The following is a 15,858-nucleotide window of genomic DNA, read 5'->3' as shown; positions in this document are numbered from 1 at the left end:
ATCGCGGCGGCCTTGGGCCTTGGGTCAGGTTCGGGTCAGTTGGGCAGCTTGTCGGGGATCGTGCCTTCGTCGGCGATCCCTGCCGCGAACGAGGCCGAGCTATCCGTGCCGTCGGCCTGATGCGCGGTAGCCCCCGTCGGGGTCGTGTCGTCCTTGGACCCGCTTTGGCCCTTCTGTACGGCGTAAAAGATGCCGGCGACGGCTGCCCCGATCGCTGCGACTCCGCCGATCAGGGTCGCGAAGAAATTGCGGTCACCCATCTTCTCGCGCGTCTCGGCCACGAACTGCACGGGGGCGGAGTCGGTGACCGTCTGCGCCGCGCTATGGGCAGCCGACGAGACCTTTGCCGCAGCAGCCTCGACGGCGGCACGCGGACGGCTGGGAGCGGGCTTGCGCGTGGATGCGCGCGGCTTGGCGGCGGTAGCGGGCTTGCGCGCCGCCGCGGTGCGGCGCGGAGGCGGAGCCTTGTCAGCAGCAGCTGGAGCCTTGGCCGCAGCGGGCTTGCGCGCGGGTGCCTTGGTTTGCGGTGCGGGCGTTTCGACGGCGGCAGGCGGCTCGGCGGCCTGCTTGGGTGCGGGCGTTGGTTTGGCCGCAGCCTTTGGCTTCGGCGCAGCTTTGGGCTTCGCCGGTGCCTTGGCCTTGGCCGGTGCCTTGGCCTTGGCCGGGGCCTTGGTCGACGCGGGCGCCTTGGCTGCGTCAGTCTTGGCCGTCGGCTTCGCCGCGGCCCGGCGCGGCTTGGCGGGTGCCTTGGCCGCAGTCGGGGTTTCGCCGTCATTCGATGTGGTCGGGGCTTTCGCCATCACGCAACTCCAAAGGTTTCGTGGCTGTAACCAGCCTGCGGCCAAACGGTTTCCCGCGTCAATGAAAAGCGCGCATTTCGCGTGAAGTTACCGGAACGGCGGCTCGTTAAACGCACGCAGCTTGCGACTGTGGAGCTTTGCACCTTCGCGTCGCAATTCTTCGCAGGTTTCGATGCCGATCTTGAGATGCTCGGCAATCGCGCGCTCGTAGAAGCGGTTGGCCTGGCCGGGCAGTTTGAGTTCGCCATGCAGCGGCTTGTCCGACACGCACAACAGCGTGCCGTAGGGAACGCGGAAGCGATAGCCCTGGGCAGCAAGGGTCGCGCTTTCCATGTCGACGCCGACGGCGCGGCTGAGCGAGAAGCGCAGTGCCGAGCGCGAGAAGCGCAATTCCCAGTTGCGGTCATCGGTGGTGACGATCGTGCCGGTACGCAGGCGGCGCTTGAGCTCGTCGCCCGACTGGCCCGATACGGTCTCGGCGGCGCGGGCCAGCGCCTGCTGCACCTCGGCGATCGCCGGGATCGGGATTTCGGGCGGAAGCACGTCGTCCAGCACATGGTCGTCGCGCAGATAGGCGTGGGCGAGGACATAGTCGCCGATCCGCTGGCTGGGCCGCAGACCGCCGCAATGACCGATCATCAGCCACGCCTCGGGCCGCAACACGGCGAGGTGATCGGTGATCGTTTTGGCGTTCGACGGGCCGACGCCGATGTTCACCAGCGTGATGCCGCTGCCGTCGTCGGCCATCAAATGCCAGGCCGGCATCTGGTGACGCCGCCACGCGCTGTCGGTCAGCAGCATTTCGGGATCGTCTCCGGCCTTGAACACGATGCCGCCGGGTCCCGACACACCGGTAAAGCGGCTGCCTTCGCCGACCTGCTCCGCCGCCCAGCGAACGAATTCATCGACGTAGCGGTGGTAGTTGGTGAACAGGATATATTGCTGCACATGCTCGGTCGGCGTGCCGGTATAGTGGCGGAGCCGCGCGAGGCTGAAATCGGTGCGCAGGCCGTCGAAGAGGGCGAGCGGGCGGGTGCCGTCCTGGCTGATCCAGCTGCCATCGGCGATCTCGTCGCCGATATGTGCGAGCTCGGTCGCCGGGAAATGCCGGGCGAGTTCGAGCACCGACACCTGATCCATCTTCAGCACGTGGCTGGGGTCGATGACATAGGGGAAGGGGATTTCCTGACGCCCGGTGGTTGCGCTGACCTCAACGTCATAATCCTCGATCAGCAGCGTAAGCTGCTCGACCAGATAATCGGCGAACATCGCGGGGCGGGTGACGCTGATCGCATAGTCGCCCGGCTCGACAAGGCGACCGAAGCTGCGTGCCGGGGTCGGGCGATCGACCTCATTGCGGTAGCGGACGCGGATTTCCGGATAGGCGAAACTGCCGTCCGTGCGGCGCTCCGGGTCCGGGGCGATCCCCTGGGTGAGGTAGAGATCGAGGGCCTCACGCAGGCGGGTGACGGAGGCGGTGTGCAGCCGATCCAGTTCGGCGACGATTTGTTCTGCTTGTGTCATCTTCAACGGCTAATTTGCCGCGATGACATTGGCAAGACCGGACGATGTCGCGCCCATGGCACGCCGGTCGCGGGGGCCGGCGTGCCTGAACGGGTTACTTCGCGTCGTCGTCTTTTTCGAGCAGCTTGCTGACGCCGAACGCGGCACCGGCAACTGCGGCAGCCGCGCCCGCGGCGATGGCGGCGGCAGCGACGGGGTTCTTCTTGGCGGCGTCGACGACATCGTCGAACGCTTCGCTGATCGCTTCACCGGCGTCGGTGAGCGCTTCCTTGGCCTGGCTAAACAGCGATTCGTCGCTGCCCGTCGTGTCGGTGGTCGCCGGGGTGGTGGCGGGCTTGGTCTCTTCGGTCATTTCGGGTTCTCCCTTCGACAATGACAACAGCTTCGTCGCGCGCCGGTTCCCGCGTCAACGGTCAACCGGTGCGCGACCGGAACCGTCAGAGGTTTTCCAGCATATGCTCGGCCGAGCTCACCTTGAACTCGCCGGGCGCTTCGACGTGAAGCTGCTCGACCACGCCGTCATTGACCAGCATCGCATAGCGCTGGCCGCGCGTGCCCATGCCGAACTTGCTGCCGTCGAATTCGAGCCCGACCGCCTTGGCGAACGCGCCATTGCCGTCCGACAGCATCGTCACGTCGCCGGCATCGGCGCTCTTCGCCCATGCGCCCATGACGAAGGCGTCGTTGACGGCGGTGCAGGCGATCTCGTCCACGCCCTTTGCCTTCAGCTCATCGGCCTTCTCGACATAGCCGGGCAGGTGACGCGCCGAGCAGGTCGGGGTGAACGCGCCGGGTACGGAGAAGAGCGCGACCTTGCGGCCAGCGAAAAACTCGTCGGAGCTGACCTGCTCCGGGCCATTGTCGGTCGCCTTCACGAAGGTGGTGCTGGGAATGCGGTCGCCGATCTGGATCGTCATCTGGGTTTCCTCTCGCTGCGCTGAACTGCGGCTGGTCGTGGAAGTGGCATGGCCGCAGCAATTTTCAAGCGTGGCGAAGCGCCAGCGGTGCGACTATGTTGCCGACCGATGGAAGAGAGCCGTTTTCTGACCGGGCAGATCCTGCTCGCCCTGCCTGGAATCGGCGATCCCCGGTTCGAGCGCGCAGTGATCGCAATCTGTGCGCATGACGATCAGGGCGCGCTGGGGGTCGGTATCGGGCAGGAGCTCGAGGCGCTGAGCCTGCACGATCTGCTTCGCCAGTTCGAGATCGACCCGGGTGTCGCGCCGGATGCGCCGGTGCATTATGGCGGGCCGGTCGAGCCGCGGCGTGGGTTTGTGGTGCATTCGACCGATTGGGGCGGGCAGGACACGATCGATGTCGCCGGGCGCTGGGCGCTGTCCGGGACCATCGACGTGCTGCGCGCGATCGCCGATGGGACCGGCCCGTCGCGCTGGATCGTCGCTCTGGGCTATGCCGGCTGGAGCGAGGGGCAACTCGACGCGGAGATGACGCGCCATGGCTGGTTCAACGTGCCCGGGGATGCGGCGTTGCTCTACGACGGCGACGCCGAACGCCGGTGGGAGCGCTGCTTCGCCCGCGCTGGCATCGACCCGCGGCTGTTGACGCCGGGGGCTGGCACCGCCTGAGCGGTCTGACGGGTTCAACATGACCATCGTTTCGGTGCCGCTGCCCGCGCGGCTTTTGGGGCGCGGGCAGCGGCATGACTGGCTAGTTACTTCTTCGCCTTCTGCTCCGCCCGGATCGTTTCGGGGGAGGGGATGACCGGCGAAAGCGCTGCGATCACCTGCTCGGCATCCGCAAACATCGGGTCGGACAGGCCGGGATCGCCCTTGTTGCCGGTCATGAACGCGGCCAGCACAAGCCGGTCGCCGACGATCGGGAGCATCGTGAACCCCTGATGCCCGCGCGATTTGGCGAGCAATGCCGCATGCAGCGCATAGGCCGGGAACAGCGCATCGAAATCGGCGCCGTAATAGAACATCCGCTCCATCTTCAGCTTCGACTTGCTGTCGTCCTTGATCTCAAGCACCAGCTTCGACTTGTCGGTCCGCCAAACCTGCTTGGACAGGCCGCGATAGGCGGCGGCGGAGTCGACCGACGGGATCAGGCGGAACAGCGTGGCATTGTCGCTGTCCTTGGCCAGCGCCTCGGCACGGCGGGTTTCCAGGCGTTCCTTCCACAATGCCTCGGGCGTGCGCGACAGGCCGCCGATAAGCTCGTCGGGGGTCGCACCGGTGCGCAGCCGCCGGGTTACCTCGACCACGCTGCCGAACGATGCGGCGACCCATTGCGAGCGGGCCGCGAACAGCCGCCGTGCCGCCGCCAGCTCACCGCGCTGGGTCTGGCGGATGATGCCGTGGAGGTCGAACAGTTCGACGATCTCGCTCGCATCCTTTTCGGTATCGCCCGCCGCGCGGCGCTTCTCCGCGTTCTCGCGAGCCTCGGCAATACGGGTGTCCGACAGCTCCGTATTGCCCGCCAGCGCCAGCGCAATGGCGGCGCGGGCGATGGTCGAACTGCTGCGCGATTCCGGAACGGTGCGCTTGTTGAAATCGACCTGTGCCTCCCGCACGGCGGCGGCTTCGGCGAAGCGGCCCCATTCCTCGAGCCGGTCGGCCTGCGCCCCGGTGCCGAAGCCCAGACGGCTACGCCACGCGCGGAATTCCGCCTCGCGCGGCGACTCGGACGGGTCGTTGAGCAGATATTCGGGGACGCTCAGCAACGGGGTGAGGAGGAATTGCGCATCGCTCAGGTTGCGCAGCGCCGTCTCGCGCGCCTCCACCGGCTTGCCGGCGCGATATTGGGCGGCGGCGGCAATCAGGTCGAACGCGCGGCCCTGCGAGCGGACATAATAGGGATTGGCCATGAACCCGGCGGCCTCAGCCTGCGACCGGGCGAGTTCGGCATCAGCGACCGCACCGTCATAATCCTTTGCCTCGATCCGGTGGATCGCGCGGCCGAGGATCAGGTTGACCCGGCGATAATCGTTGGTCTCGCGCTTTTCGCCATCGATCAGCGTCGAGCAGATCGCGACGCCTTCGGCGCCGAACTTGCGCTTGTCGGGGTCGGCGTTTTCGGGCGGCGGGGCGAACAGCGCGAGCAGGGTGATCGCGCCGATTAGCCGGGCGGCGGTCTCGCCAGCGCTCATGTTATTCGGATTGCCGTCGCACTGAACGTGCAGCGACGGGCCCTTTTCCGCTTTGGCAGCCTGAGCCAGCGCGGGTGCGGAGCCCATGCACGCAACCATCAGCGCCAGCGCCGCAGCGCCGGTGTTCGACCGAATCTTCATTGATAAGCCCCCAAAAACCCTTCCGGGACGAGAGGTGCCAGCGGTCGATTTGGCTGTCAACGCGCCGCGTCCAGGGGTACTCGAAAGGCCATATAAAGATATCTTTATGTTTCATTTGCGCATCGCGGCGGGATCGGCTAGGGGCGCGGGCACAGTCGTGGGCATGCCGCGGCGAGACCCTTTACCAGCCGGAGAAAGATCGTGGCCACCGTGCTCGACAAGACCGATTACGTCATCAAGGACCTCAGCCTCGCCGCGTTCGGCCGCAAGGAAATCGAGATCGCCGAAACCGAAATGCCGGGCCTGATGGCGCTGCGCGAAGAGTTCGGTGCGAGCAAGCCGCTCAAGGGCGCACGCATCACTGGTTCGCTGCATATGACGATCCAGACCGCGGTGCTGATCGAAACGCTGAAGGAACTCGGCGCCGAACTGCGCTGGGCGACCTGCAACATCTATTCGACCCAGGACCATGCCGCCGCCGCGATCGCCGCAGCCGGCATCCCCGTCTTCGCCGTCAAGGGCGAGACGCTGGAAGAGTATTGGGATTACGTCATCCGGATCTTCGACTGGGGTCAGGACCAGACCTGCAACATGATCCTCGACGATGGTGGCGACGCCACCATGTTCGCGCTGTGGGGCGCGCGCGTCGAGGCGGGTGAAGAGCTGTTCACTCCGTCGAACGAGGAAGAGGAAATCTTCGTCGCGACGCTCAAGCGCTTCCTGGCCGAGCGTCCGGGCTACCTCACCAAGACCGTCGCCGCGATCAAGGGCGTGTCGGAAGAGACCACCACCGGCGTGCATCGCCTGTACGAGCTGTCGAAGAAGGGCAAGCTTCCCTTCCCGGCGATCAACGTAAACGACAGCGTCACCAAGTCGAAGTTCGACAACCTCTATGGCTGCAAGGAATCGCTGGTCGACGCGATCCGTCGCGCCACCGACGTGATGCTGGCCGGCAAGGTCGCCTGTGTTGCGGGCTTCGGCGATGTGGGCAAGGGGTCCGCGGCGTCGCTGCGCAATGGCGGCGCGCGCGTGCTGGTCACCGAAATCGATCCGATCTGCGCGCTGCAGGCGGCGATGGAAGGCTATGAAGTCGTGACGATGGAAGAGGCTGCGCCGCGCGCCGACATCTTCGTCACCGCGACCGGCAACGAAGGCGTGCTGACCGTCGATCACATGCGCGCCATGAAGAACATGGCGATCGTGTCCAACATCGGCCACTTCGACAGCGAGATCGAGATCGCGGGCCTCAACAACATGAAGTGGACCGAGATCAAGCCGCAGGTCGACGAGGTCGAGTTCCCGGACGGCAAGAAGATCATCGTGCTGTCGAAGGGCCGCCTGGTGAACCTCGGCAACGCGACCGGCCACCCGTCGTTCGTCATGTCGACGTCGTTCACCAACCAGGTTCTGGCGCAGATCGAACTGTGGACCGCGTCGGAAAAGTACAAGAACGAGGTTTATGTCCTGCCCAAGCACCTCGACGAGAAGGTCGCGGCGCTTCACCTCGAAAAGCTGGGCGTCAAGCTGACCAAGCTCGACCAGCGCCAGGCCGACTATATCGGTGTGCCGGTCGAAGGGCCGTTCAAGCCGGATCACTATCGCTACTAAGCGGCGATCAGGCTGAAGAAATTGGGGGCGCTTCCGGCATCGGGAGCGCCCCCTTTTCGTGTCAGCCGTCGGCGAGCGCGCCGAGCACGGCGCGCAACGGATCGAGCCACTGCGCATAGGGTTTCCAGATATCCACGCCATCGCGGTTGAGCGGGCGGCGGACCTGTTCGCTGCTGGGCGTGCGGACCACGCGGTCAAGCTTGTGGAACTGGAGCACAGCCGCGTCCCAGCCGAGGCCGAGATAGGTCAGGGCCGGGCGCAACTGGCTCTCGGCATCCTCGATCAGCCGGTCATAGGCGATGTGATGCACCAGCCCCGGCGCGATGCCGTCGAGATGCGCCATCAGCCGCACATAATCGACATAGCATTGGCCGATGTCCTTCAGCGCGAAGGACGAGGCGTGGGCGGTCGAGAAGGATTGGGTGAAGTTGGAGAAGCAGCAGTCCATCGCCGGGCGGCGGATGTCGATGAACTTTGCCTGCGGCAGGATGCGCTTGATGAAGAGGATGTTGCTCCAGTTGTGCGGCAGCTTGTCGACGAAGAAGGGGCGGTCGGTCTTGCGGTGGAGCGACGCGCGGCGGAGATAATCCTGGCCCATCGCTGCGGCGACCTGCGCCGGAAGGCTGGCAATGACCTGCGGCACCGTCGCCTTGCCGCGGCGGGTCGCCAGTTCCATCGCGCTGCGCAGGATCGCCGGGATATAGGGAAGTTCGCCCACTGCTTCGATCTGCGGATGACTGCCCAGCATCTGTTCGAGCAAGGTTGAGCCTGAGCGCGGGAGCGAGACGATGAAGATCGGTGTGGCGTCGCCCACGGCTTCGCGCTCAAGCTCCGCTACGAAATCGGCATCGACATGGCGCTCGACCTCCGTGACCTCCGCCGTCAACTCGCGTGCGTCGTAACCGATGCTCTCGGCGCGCTGGCGGTTGCCCTCGGCATAATGGCCAAAGGCCTCTTCATAGGCTTCGCGATCGTGGAGCGCGCGGCCCAGTGCAAAGTGGAGCGGGGCGGTGTTGCGGACGTCGATCGCGATCTTCAGCGCCGCGCGCATCGCCGCGATGTCGGCGTCGGTCAGCACCTTTTGCTTGATGCTGGCGAGGCCCCACCAGGCTTCGCCGATCTCGTCATCGGCGGCGATGGCGTGGCGATAGGCGTCGATGGCGTCGGGCACTCGACCCGCCGCACGCAACGCGTGGCCATAGGCGATCCAATAGGGCGGGCGGCCCGGATGTTCGGCGGCCAGCCGGGCGTGGATCTCCATCGCTTCGTCGTTGCGACCGAGCTTGTCGAGCGCGAGCGCACGCATTCCCGAAAGGGTGGGATCGCCGGTTTCCCGCGCGAGTTGCTCGAACAGCGCGGCGGCTTCGTCGATCCGCTCCTGCTGGTTGAGGATCGAGGCGAGGTGGCGGCGGACATCGAACCCGCTCGCGCCGCGCGCGATCGCCTGACGCAAAAACTGTTCGGCCTGGACCAGCGCGCCAAGCTGCATTGCGATGGTGCCGAGCAGCGCCAATGCACGGGGATCGCCGGGATGGGTGCGCAAATGTCCCATGACATGCTGCGCCGCCATCTCGAGCTTGCCATCGGCGGCAAGCCGCTCGGCTTCGGCGAGGATAGGGGTGGCGTGGATGGTCACCAGCGGGTCCTTTAGCTGTAGCCGAGCAGGCTGCGCAGCCCCGGGGCGTGAAAATCGACCAGCGCGCGATGGCGCTCGCCCAGCGTGTCGGGAAGATCAAGGCCGATGCCCGTCAGATTTTCGCGCGCCGTTCCGCTCTGCTTGCGGTCGGCACCGATGCGCACCCGTTCGCGCCAGTCGTCGGGGCGGTCGATGCCGCAGGCGTCGAGGAGCGCAGCGAAGAACCTGTCGGCGGCGGTCCCGTCGAGATCGGCCAGCGCTGCGGCAATCTCCTCGTACTTCACGGCAAACACCCGCGCGCCGAGCCAGGCGGCCGCGTTGAGTTCGTAATAATCGTGCAGCGACGGCGCTTTGCCGGGGATGCCGAAGATCATCATCGTCAGCAGCTCGTCCGGGCCGAGCGCGCCATGCTTGAGGTGATCGACATTGCCCGAAAACTGTTCCGACAGAAAGAAACGCGCGCGGGCGAGCACCCAGTCATAGGGGTCGCGATAGAGCAGGATACGACGGGTCGGCGCGGTTTCGATGACGGATGCGTCGGCGAAGAACAGATGGCCCCAGCTGAGCATCGGGCGGGCGGGATCGAAGGCGTGGCGATGCTGTTGCAGGTTGGGCCACTGAATGAAATCGGCGTGGTATTGCTGGGCGGCAGGCACGAACATGCGCAGGATGTTGCGCAGCAGGTGGCTGCCACTCTTGGGCACGCTGTTCAGGAACACCCCCTGACGCAGCGGCGCCTGTTCGAACCGGGCATTTTCGGCGTCGAGGGTATCGGGCTGAACCCGCACATTCGGCATAAGGTCGGTCGCTCCCGTCGCTGGAGAAGAGCCGGGGCTCACAAATGAACTGGGCGGCATGTTGCCATGCCGCCCAGCAAACCGAAAGTCCGGTCGGATCAGAACTTCGCGCGGACGTTAATGAAGGCGCGCCGTCCGACAAAGCTGTACTGCGACGCGGCGACCACCGGGCCGAGCATCGAAATCTGCCCGCCGTTGAGCACCGAAACGCGCGGCGGACGGGTGTCGAACAGGTTGCTGACGCCGAGCGTGAGCTCGAAGTCCTTGTTCACCGCCTTGGTGATCGAGAAGTTATGGTAGAAGGTCGCCGGTGTGGTCAGCACGGGGCAGTATACCCCGCGCGTTTCGGGCAGGCCGGTGACGTTGGTGTCGATGCACGGATCGCCGCCATTGTCGTCCAGGAAGTCCTGGACGTCCGACGTGCCGCCGATGACGTTCAGGCCGTAGAACAGCGTCCAGTCATCCGGCATCGACCAGTTGACGCGGAAGTCGCCGACCCACTGCGGTGAGCCCGCCTCGCCATTGTCCGACGTCGGGACCGAGGTCGGCAGCAGCTGGAACGTGTCGCGGGTCTGCCAGGTCATGTCCGCGAGGAACGAGACCGTGCCCCACGAGCCGAGGTCCTGACGGACCTGGACCTGAAGATCGATGCCGCGGTTCTGCTGCTGCGCGATGTTCACGAACTGGTCGGACACGGTGTTGATGTTGTTCGGTGCCGCAGCCTGACCACGCGTGAACAGGTCGCACAGCGGTTCGGTCGCGAAGTTCAGCGAGTCGTAGCAACCGAAGATGATGTTGGCTGCACCGAGCTGGCTGATTTCACCCTTCACCTTGATGTCGAAATAATCGACCGCGATCTGCAGGCGGGTGTCGCCGAGGAAGCTGAACTTCGGCGTCAGGATACCGCCAACCACGAACGCCCGCGACGTTTCGGACTGAAGCTCACCGATACCGCCCCGCGAGATCGCCGTCGCGCTGACGCCCGTTGCCGGGTGGTTCCCCGGGATGCCGTCGGCGGCGCAGTTGTCAGCGACGCGCTGGCTGATGCGACCGGCGGCACGCTCCGACTGCCACTGCCGGCAAATGTCGATCGAGCGCTGTGACGGGAAGCTGGTTTCGTCCGCGAGGAACTGTTCGAACAGCGCAGGGGCGCGGAACGACGTGCCATAGCTGCCGCGGAAGCGCAGCCAGTCGTTGAGCGCCCAGTTGGCACCCAGCTTGTAGGTCCAGTTGCCGTTGTCGCTATCCTCATTGACGCCGCCGGGGATCGCCGTCGTGCGCTCCGCCTTCACGTTGGTGACGCGACCGGCAGCCGAGAAGGTCAGTTCCTTGAAGAACGGCTTGTCGGCGAAGATCGGGACGTTGATTTCGCCAAAGGCTTCGGTCGTGACCGACTGGCCTGCAGTGATGCCCGATGTCGATGCGCCCCATGCGTTGCCAGCCTGGGTGATGTCGCCCGGAACGTCGTTGATCTCGTCCTTGCGTGCGGTCACACCGAATGCGACGCCGACCGCACCAGCGGGCAGGGCGAACAGCTCGCCCGACACCGATGCTTCGCCCGTGATCTGGGTATAGTCGGTGCGCCCTTCTTCCCATGCGGTCAGGAAATTGGCCTGCGCCGCCGTCAGCTGACCAGCGAGGAAGAAGGGATCGGCCCAGGGAAGATCGATGCACTGGCGACCGGAAACCGGGGTGACGGTGCCGACGCACGAGCTGGTCTGGAAATAGCCGGTGTCGTACACGTCCTGCAGGATCTGCTGCGACCGGTATTTGCCGATGCTCTTGCTGTATTGGCCGTAGATTTCCCACTTCCACGCGCCGCCGAAATCACCCCGCGCGCCGAACACGCCGCGATAATAATCGACTGACTGGCTGTTATCCGACAGGTTCGTGATGCCAGTCGGCGAGATCAGGTTGACGCCCTGCCAACCCGGTGCCCAGAAGTTGGTGACCGCGCCGGTGCCATAGAGGTCGCCGGTGTAACCGAAGTTCCAAAACTGGCGCCAGCCATTTTGGTAAGTTTCACGACGGTTGAACAGGAATTCCCCGAACAGCTCGATCGAATCCGTGATCTCGTACGCGCCGTTCGCATAGACCGTGTAGAGGTCGGTCTTCGGGATGATCGTCTGTTCTTCGACGAACGGGTGGTAGGCATTCTGGACCGCAAGCGAGCGCGCGTCATAGCCGGTCGGGAACCAGCCGGCGGGCGTGCCGATGTCACCGAAATAAGCCGGAGCGCCATAGGCCGGGATGCCGAGCACTTCGCCCGGATACTGATACTGCAGCAGGACCGTCGGGTTGCCGAGCGCGCCGGGCGAGGTGTTGATGCCGGTGTTCGGGCCGCCCGGACCGTCGAGCTGGAGGTTGTCGATCAGATTGTAGGTCCACATGTGACCCCAGCGCAGATCTTCGCACTTGTAGTTGCCAGTGCGCGGATCGATCAGATCGGCGCGACCGCCGCCCGGGCGGAAGGTGTAGGCTTCTGGGCAGGCGAGATAATCGCGGTCGCCGCGTGCCAGTTCGTTCACATGGGTATAGTCGCCGGCGATCATGATGTGACCGCGCTCAAACGTCTTACCCCAGACCGCGCTGATTCGATACGATTCGCCACCGCTGTCGAACGGCACCGAGGCATTGGCGCTGAGTTCGATCCCGTCGGTATCGGTTTTGGTGATGATGTTCACGACGCCTGCGACAGCGTCCGAACCATAGATTGACGACGCGCCGGTTTTCAGGATCTGGATGTTGCTGACGATCGACTGCGGCAGCACGTTGAGGTCGAACGACGAGACGCCACCGCGCGTACCTGCCGGACCGGCGCGGCGGCCGTTGAGCAGCACCAGCGTGCGGTTGGCGCCGAGGCCGCGAAGGTCGATCGTCTGCGCGCCAGGGCCGCCATTGGTGACGAAGTTCGACGAAATCGCCGAGGTGATCTGGGTCGAACCCGCCGCGACCGGCGAGCTTTGCAGCATCGAGGCGACGTCGGATTTGCCTTCGCGGATCGAGATTTCCGGATCGATGATCGAAATCGGGTCGGGGCTGTTGAACGGCGTTACGGCGCGGATACGCGAACCGGTAACGACGACTTCACCCTCGGCCGGCGCCTGCGCGGTGGTGGGTGCTTCGGGCTCTTCTGCCGGCGTTTCTTGAGCCAAAGCAGGCGTCAGGCCGATGACTGCGAGACCGACGACTGCGACGGAGCGGAGCGCGGTCGCGCCCAAAAAGCGAGATTTCGCCATATTTTGTGTCCCCTATTACACAAGAATGGCAATGTTGTTGCTGCATTGCAGAAGGATGACAACCCGGTTTCACCCATAACGGCGAATTTCGGTGCACCCGCTCGGCACCTGTTGCAGCGCTGCAACAGCGCTGAGCGATGCGCGTGGCCGTTGCCGGGCGCAATGCGACTTCGTAAGAGCAACGGTCATGAAGGGTGCGGCGCGTTGATCGAGATTTCCCAAACTGCAGCGACCCTGGCCGGTGCGGCGCTTGCGCTGTTGATCGCGACGGGCGGAGCGATGCTGTTCGTGGGCCTTCGCGCGCGGTCGCGGGCCGGGCGGCTGAGCGAGGCGAATGCGCGGCTGCTCGCGCTGGCGGCGGGATCGCCGGCGCTGGCGATGATCGTGCGCGCTGATGGGCGGATCGAATTGTCGATCGCGCTGGCCAATCTGTTCGGGTTCGACACAGTGCCGGTGCAGTTCTCCGACCTGATCGACAATGATGCCGTGCTCGCGCCAGAGGATGCGCAGGTTCTCGAGCAGGAGGTTGGCGCGGCGCAGCGGGCGGGCAAGCCGTTTCGCATGGTCCTGCCAGTGCGCGGGGCGACCCGGACATTGCTGGCCACCGGCATGCGCGCGCCCGACGCGGTGCGTGCGCCGGGTGGGGCGGTGCTGTGGTTTCTAGATGCGACCGAGTCGAGCGAGGAAGTGGCGCGGTTCGCGGCGGAGGCGGATCGCTATCGCGTGGCGTTCGATGCGCTGACCGGCCTGATCCAGTCCGCGCCGATGCCGATGTGGTATCGCGACCCAGAGCTGCGCATCGCCATGGTCAACAATGCCTATGTCGAGGCGGTCGAGGGCAAGGATGCCGAGCAGGTCGTCGCCTCGGGCGTTGAACTGGTCGATGCCTCCGCACCGGGCGGGCCGCTGGCGAGCGCCGCCCATGCGCGTGAGGTGGGCGCACCTCAGATGGTGAAGCTGCCCGCGACGATCGGGGGCAAGCGCCGCACGCTGCACATCCATGACGTGCCGCTGCCGACCGGCGGGGTCGCGGGCTTTGCCGTGGATGTCGAGGAGCTGGAACAGGCGCGCAGCGGGATCAAGCGCGCGGCCGAGGCGCAGCGCGCGATGTTCGACCGGCTGTCGGCGGGCGTGGCGCAGTTCGGGCCCGATCGAGCGCTGGTATTCTGCAACCAGCCGTTCCGCCGCATCTTCGAACTGAAGAACGAGTGGCTCGCCGATCGGCCGGAGTTTGACCGCATCCTTGAGCGGATGCGTGAGGCCAACCGGCTGCCGGTCGTGCGCGACTTTCCGGGGTGGAAGAATGAGCGGCGCGAATGGTTCCTGGCGGCGGAGAGCGCGCGCGAGGAAAACTGGACGCTGCCTGGCGGCACGCATCTGCGCGTCGTTGCCCAGCCGCTGCCCGAAGGCGGGCTGTTGACGATCTTCGAGGATCTGACCGAGCAGGTTCAGCTGGCGAGTGCGCGCGATACGTTGCTGCGCGTGCGCACGGCGACGTTCGACAACCTGTTCGAGGGGCTGGGCGTGTTCGCGGCAGACGGCCGGCTGCAGCTGTGGAACAACCGGTTCAAGAGCGCCTGGGGGTTTGAGGACGCGTTCATCACCGCGCATCCGCGCGTCGATGCGCTGGCCAAGGAAGCGGCGGGCAAGCTCGCCAAGCCGGGCCGCGCGTCGCTGATCGGTGATCTGGTGCGGGCGGCGACGGTCGAGCGGCAGCAGCGCGGCGGGTCGATCGAGTTTGCCGATGGCCGGCATTTCGAGGTGGCGGCGGTGCCGTTACCCGATGGCAATGCGCTGTTCACGATGCTCGACATCTCGGACCGCCGCCGGATCGAGAATGCGCTGCGTGAGCGCAACGACGCGCTCGAGGCGGCGGACCGGATCAAGACCGCGTTTGTTGCGAGCATGAGCTACGAGCTGCGCACCCCACTGACGTCGATCAAGGGCTTCGCCGAGATGCTGTATAATGGCTATGCGGGCGAATTGCCGCAGACCGCCGTCGATTATTCGGGCGCAATCCTGGAGTCGGTCGGGCGGCTGGGCGATCTGGTCGACGACGTGCTCGACCTGACCCGCGATGGCGGGACGCTGGCGCGGGAGGCGGTCGATCTGGAACTGGTCGCGGGCGCGGCGGTCGAGAATGTTCAGCCGTCGATCAAGACCAAGAAGATCGAACTGGCGGTCGAGATTCAGGGCAGCGCGGGCAGTGTTCAGGGCGATGCGCGGCGCGTGCGCCAGATCGTCGAACATCTGTTGCGCCATGCGGTGAGCGGAACGGGTGAGGGTGGGCGCGTGCTGCTGCACATCGACGGATCGGACAAGAAGGCGCGCATCGTCGTGTCGGACGATGGTGCGGGCATGGCGCCTGAGGTCGCGGCCAAGGCGTTCGACCGGTTCGCGCAGGCGGGGATCAGCCGCAATGGCGAGCGGGCGTTGCAGCTTGGGCTGCCGCTCGCCAGGCAGTTTGTCGAGGCGCATCGCGGGACGATCGAGCTGGTGTCCGAGCCGGGGCAGGGGACGATGGTGATCGTGGAGCTGCCGCGCGCATGATCGCGCTGGCGGATGCAGCGGCGACCGAGGCGTTCGGGCGTGCGCTCGCGGCGAGGGTGCGGCCGGGCGATGTCGTGGCGCTGTCGGGGCAGCTGGGCGCGGGGAAGACCAGCATTGCGCGCGGGCTGCTCGCCGCCTTGGGGCTGGAGGGTGAGGCGCCGTCGCCGAGCTTTGCGATCGTGCAGCCTTATGCGCCGCCCGAAACCGCGTTTCCGGTGCTGCATGTTGATCTGTACCGCATCGACGATCCGGATGAGGCCGACGAGCTCGGGCTGGACGACGCGCGCGGCGATTCGCTGTTGCTGGTCGAGTGGCCGGAGCGGCTGCCCGACAGTTTCTGGGCGGACGCCTTGTGGCTGACACTGACGATCGAAGCCGATGGGTCGCGTGGCTTGACAGCGCGGGTACCGGCGGCATGGAAGGACCGATGGCCCCTATGAGCGACGGCGTAATC

General features: G+C 65.7%; 12 protein-coding genes. 4 read left to right on the top strand and 8 right to left on the bottom strand.

Going from position 1 to position 15,858, the window contains the following annotated elements; all coding sequences use genetic code 11:
• Positions 1 to 35: 35 nt before the first annotated feature.
• The 4 genes from KYX69_RS14995 to KYX69_RS14980 form a co-directional block, all read right to left on the bottom strand.
• Positions 36 to 800 (bottom strand): hypothetical protein, encoded by a 765-nt coding sequence (locus tag KYX69_RS14995; RefSeq protein WP_300498627.1) that lies wholly within the window; start codon positions 798 to 800, stop codon positions 36 to 38.
• An 87-nt stretch (positions 801 to 887) separates the two neighbouring features.
• Positions 888 to 2,324, bottom strand: a complete 1,437-nt coding sequence (locus tag KYX69_RS14990) for an AMP nucleosidase (protein WP_300498626.1) — start codon at positions 2,322 to 2,324, stop codon at positions 888 to 890.
• 94 nt (positions 2,325 to 2,418) lie between these two features.
• The gene (locus KYX69_RS14985; RefSeq protein ID WP_300498625.1) at positions 2,419 to 2,676 is read right to left on the bottom strand and encodes a hypothetical protein; all 258 of its coding nucleotides are present in this window, start codon (positions 2,674 to 2,676) and stop codon (positions 2,419 to 2,421) included.
• An 85-nt stretch (positions 2,677 to 2,761) separates the two neighbouring features.
• Complete coding sequence (locus KYX69_RS14980; protein ID WP_300498624.1) at positions 2,762 to 3,241, bottom strand: peroxiredoxin; 480 nt, start codon at positions 3,239 to 3,241, stop codon at positions 2,762 to 2,764.
• A gap of 108 nt (positions 3,242 to 3,349) precedes the next feature.
• On the opposite strand from KYX69_RS14980, the gene KYX69_RS14975 reads away from it, so the two are divergent.
• Positions 3,350 to 3,910 carry a YqgE/AlgH family protein gene (locus KYX69_RS14975; RefSeq protein WP_300498623.1) on the top strand — a complete coding sequence of 187 codons (561 nt, stop codon included), beginning with the start codon at positions 3,350 to 3,352 and terminating at the stop codon, positions 3,908 to 3,910.
• A gap of 86 nt (positions 3,911 to 3,996) precedes the next feature.
• Here the strand turns inward: KYX69_RS14975 and KYX69_RS14970 are convergent, their stop codons facing one another.
• Entirely contained in the window at positions 3,997 to 5,574 is a 1,578-nt protein-coding gene (locus KYX69_RS14970; protein ID WP_300498622.1) for a hypothetical protein, read from the bottom strand.
• 201 nt (positions 5,575 to 5,775) lie between these two features.
• On the opposite strand from KYX69_RS14970, the gene ahcY reads away from it, so the two are divergent.
• Positions 5,776 to 7,182: an adenosylhomocysteinase gene (ahcY, locus tag KYX69_RS14965; RefSeq protein ID WP_300498621.1), complete on the top strand. Its 1,407-nt coding sequence runs from the start codon at positions 5,776 to 5,778 to the stop codon at positions 7,180 to 7,182.
• A gap of 61 nt (positions 7,183 to 7,243) precedes the next feature.
• Here ahcY and KYX69_RS14960 read toward each other — a convergent pair whose 3' ends face one another.
• The 3 genes from KYX69_RS14960 to KYX69_RS14950 form a co-directional block, all read right to left on the bottom strand.
• Positions 7,244 to 8,818 (bottom strand): tetratricopeptide repeat-containing sulfotransferase family protein, encoded by a 1,575-nt coding sequence (locus tag KYX69_RS14960; RefSeq protein WP_300498620.1) that lies wholly within the window; start codon positions 8,816 to 8,818, stop codon positions 7,244 to 7,246.
• 11 nt (positions 8,819 to 8,829) lie between these two features.
• Entirely contained in the window at positions 8,830 to 9,615 is a 786-nt protein-coding gene (locus KYX69_RS14955) for a hypothetical protein (RefSeq protein ID WP_300498619.1), read from the bottom strand.
• A 98-nt stretch (positions 9,616 to 9,713) separates the two neighbouring features.
• Positions 9,714 to 12,854: a TonB-dependent receptor gene (locus KYX69_RS14950; protein WP_300498618.1), complete on the bottom strand. Its 3,141-nt coding sequence runs from the start codon at positions 12,852 to 12,854 to the stop codon at positions 9,714 to 9,716.
• A gap of 162 nt (positions 12,855 to 13,016) precedes the next feature.
• Here KYX69_RS14950 and KYX69_RS14945 point away from each other — a divergent pair, with 162 nt between their 5' ends.
• A complete protein-coding gene (locus tag KYX69_RS14945; RefSeq protein WP_300498617.1) occupies positions 13,017 to 15,404 on the top strand; it encodes a PAS domain-containing sensor histidine kinase in 2,388 nt (795 codons plus the stop codon).
• Positions 15,401 to 15,844 carry a tRNA (adenosine(37)-N6)-threonylcarbamoyltransferase complex ATPase subunit type 1 TsaE gene (gene tsaE, locus KYX69_RS14940; protein ID WP_300498616.1) on the top strand — a complete coding sequence of 148 codons (444 nt, stop codon included), beginning with the start codon at positions 15,401 to 15,403 and terminating at the stop codon, positions 15,842 to 15,844. The genes KYX69_RS14945 and tsaE overlap by 4 nt, the downstream gene beginning before the upstream one ends.
• Positions 15,845 to 15,858 lie beyond the last annotated feature (14 nt).

Origin of the sequence: Sphingomonas sp. (assembly GCF_030145815.1) — a bacterium.
GTDB lineage: Bacteria > Pseudomonadota > Alphaproteobacteria > Sphingomonadales > Sphingomonadaceae > Sphingomonas.
The sequence above is the reverse complement of the archived record's forward strand: the minus strand, read 5'-3'. Positions and strand labels throughout refer to the sequence as shown.